Annotated in this window: 3 protein-coding genes; 2 read left to right on the top strand and 1 reads right to left on the bottom strand. The window is 45.3% G+C overall.

The features are described 5' to 3' along the window. The first annotated feature begins 106 nt into the window (after positions 1-106). Positions 107-925, top strand: a complete 819-nt coding sequence (locus C7B77_RS28880) for an MOSC domain-containing protein (RefSeq protein ID WP_245894527.1) — start codon at positions 107-109, stop codon at positions 923-925. Positions 926-1,087: 162 nt separating this feature from the next. Here the strand turns inward: C7B77_RS28880 and C7B77_RS28875 are convergent, their stop codons facing one another. Next, positions 1,088-1,432: a hypothetical protein gene (locus C7B77_RS28875; protein WP_106313186.1), complete on the bottom strand. Its 345-nt coding sequence runs from the start codon at positions 1,430-1,432 to the stop codon at positions 1,088-1,090. Between the two features lie 128 nt (positions 1,433-1,560). Between C7B77_RS28875 and C7B77_RS28870 the strand changes: the two genes are divergently transcribed. Next, positions 1,561-2,007 carry a hypothetical protein gene (locus tag C7B77_RS28870; RefSeq protein WP_245894525.1) on the top strand — a complete coding sequence of 149 codons (447 nt, stop codon included), beginning with the start codon at positions 1,561-1,563 and terminating at the stop codon, positions 2,005-2,007. Positions 2,008-2,095 lie beyond the last annotated feature (88 nt).

The following is a 2,095-nucleotide window of genomic DNA, read 5'->3' as shown; positions in this document are numbered from 1 at the left end:
ATTTGATTTTATGTCTTCAGATATATTCCTAATGTTAGATCGGATCGATCGACATAATTATCGATCGTTAATCTAGCAGGGTCGATCGGGCGATTCGATAAAATTTATGATGATAAATAACAACCAGCCGACGTTAGCACAAATTATCGTTTATCCAGTCAAATCTCTCGATGGGATGGTAGTCGATCGCGCTAAAATATCGTCAGGTGGTGCGCTAGAATTTGACAGGCGTTGGGCGATCGTAGATGCGAGTGGCAAAGTTGTTAATGCTAAACGTACTGCCAAAATTCAACAATTGCGCGCTGAATTTAACTTTGGCAGTGGGGATTTAGAGTCTGATTCTCGATCGATAGTTCGGCTGCAAACTCTCGAAGATCCGCAAACTCATTCATTTTGCCTCAATACCGAACTTACCGAACTAGGTAGCTGGTTGAGTCAATTTTTTGGCTTCTCAGTCAGTCTCATCGAAAATGCGACTACAGGCTTTCCAGATGACCCAGATGCTTATGGGCCGACGATCGTCAGTACGGCTACCTTAGAGACGATTTGTGAGTGGTTTCCCGACCTAAATTTAGCCGAAGTCCGGCGGAGATTTAGAACTAATTTAGAACTGAGTGGCGTTCCCGCTTTTTGGGAAGATCGACTATTTGGCGCGCAGGGAGAAGTGGTGGATTTTCAATTGGGAAATGTCCGATTTCAGGGGATAAATCCCTGTCAACGTTGTGTCGTTCCTACGCGTAATTCCTTAACTGGTGAGGTAACTACCAAGTTTCAGCAGATATTTACCCAGCAGCGTCAACAGACACTTCCAGCTACAGTTAATGCCGCCAGATTCAATCATTTTTATCGACTTGCTATCAATACCCAAATTCCACTTGGTGAGGCTGGAAAGTTTTTAAATACTGGCGATCGCTCGATCGTGTAGCAATCGGAGCATACAACGATCGCCAACACGATCGTATTTATAAACACCCAAAAATGCCACCAACATCAGAGATTCTCAAAGAGATTCACACAACGTTGATGGCAATGGTTTCATTTAGAAACAAGCGACTCTTCGATCGAGAATTGCCGCACTAAACCTTAACTACGGTTTTTTAGTACCTTCAGCAGCAGGCTTAGTTTCAGTTTTGGTGGTAGTAGTCTTAGTTGTCTCTTTAGCAGCACCGTCAGTGGACTTCATGTCGCCACCAGCAGGCTTAGTTTCAGTTTTGGTTTCGGTGGTAGTAGTCTTGGTGTCGCTCTTAGCACCAGCTTCTCCAGCAGGCTTAGTAGTATCGGTAGCCGCAGGTGCTGTTGCAGGTGCAGTAGTAGCTGCTGGTGTAGTTGTATCAGTTTTGGTCGCGTCGGGAGTCTCAGTCTTGCTGTTACAAGCAGTCAGACCAGTAGTCAAAGACAAGCTGGCAATTACCAGTAAAGTTTTCCAGTTCATTAAAAATTTCCTCACACTTTATTTTTGGAACCGACTTAGCGGTTTCGTTTACTACTATAGCACCGAGTTTGAGAAAATCTACGGTAAGCTGGACAGAGGAAACCGTATTTTTTTGGTAATTCGATATAGTGGAAACCGAACGATCTCCAGGACTCAATCGCCAACAACATCTGCTAATTGCCGCTGCTATCTGGATTTTAGTCGGTACCGGATTGCTGATTATGGGCTGTATTTTCTGGTTTCATTTTCCTTATTTGGGGTTTGTCGATCGAGAACATATCGGATTTGGCAGTCTGGCTTTGGCGGTAGGACTACTCAAGGGCAAGTTTATTCTCGAAAAAACCGCAGCACGGACGATCGAGCGAGCGGACGCATTGACTGAAACTAATCCTCTCAAAAGTATCATCCAGATGTTTGGCGGTAAAACGATCGCGCTCATTCTATCGATGATGGGTATCGGCATTATTTTAAGAGCAGCCGGAGTCAGCTTTGAAATTCGCGGCTTAATCTACATCGCTGTCGGTACGGCTCTCTTGTGGAGTTGTCAGAAATATCTAGTTGCGGCTAGAGGGTAGGGAGCGGGGAGTTGGGAGTTGGGAGTTGGGAGTTGGGAGAGCAAGCTCTCTGAACCGCTACCCATCCACCCATCCTACGGTGGTACAG

The organism is Chamaesiphon polymorphus CCALA 037 (assembly GCF_003003845.1).
In the GTDB taxonomy this organism is placed as follows: domain Bacteria; phylum Cyanobacteriota; class Cyanobacteriia; order Cyanobacteriales; family Chamaesiphonaceae; genus Chamaesiphon; species Chamaesiphon polymorphus.
This window is presented reverse-complemented; position numbering and strand designations above follow the sequence as displayed.

What these genes read in the sequence shown, in the direction of transcription:
- C7B77_RS28880 (WP_245894527.1), top strand. Translation starts at nt 107, where the DNA reads ATGATGATAAATAACAACCAGCCGACGTTAGCACAAATTATCGTTTAT.
- C7B77_RS28875 (WP_106313186.1), bottom strand. Translation starts at nt 1,432, where the DNA reads ATGAACTGGAAAACTTTACTGGTAATTGCCAGCTTGTCTTTGACTACT.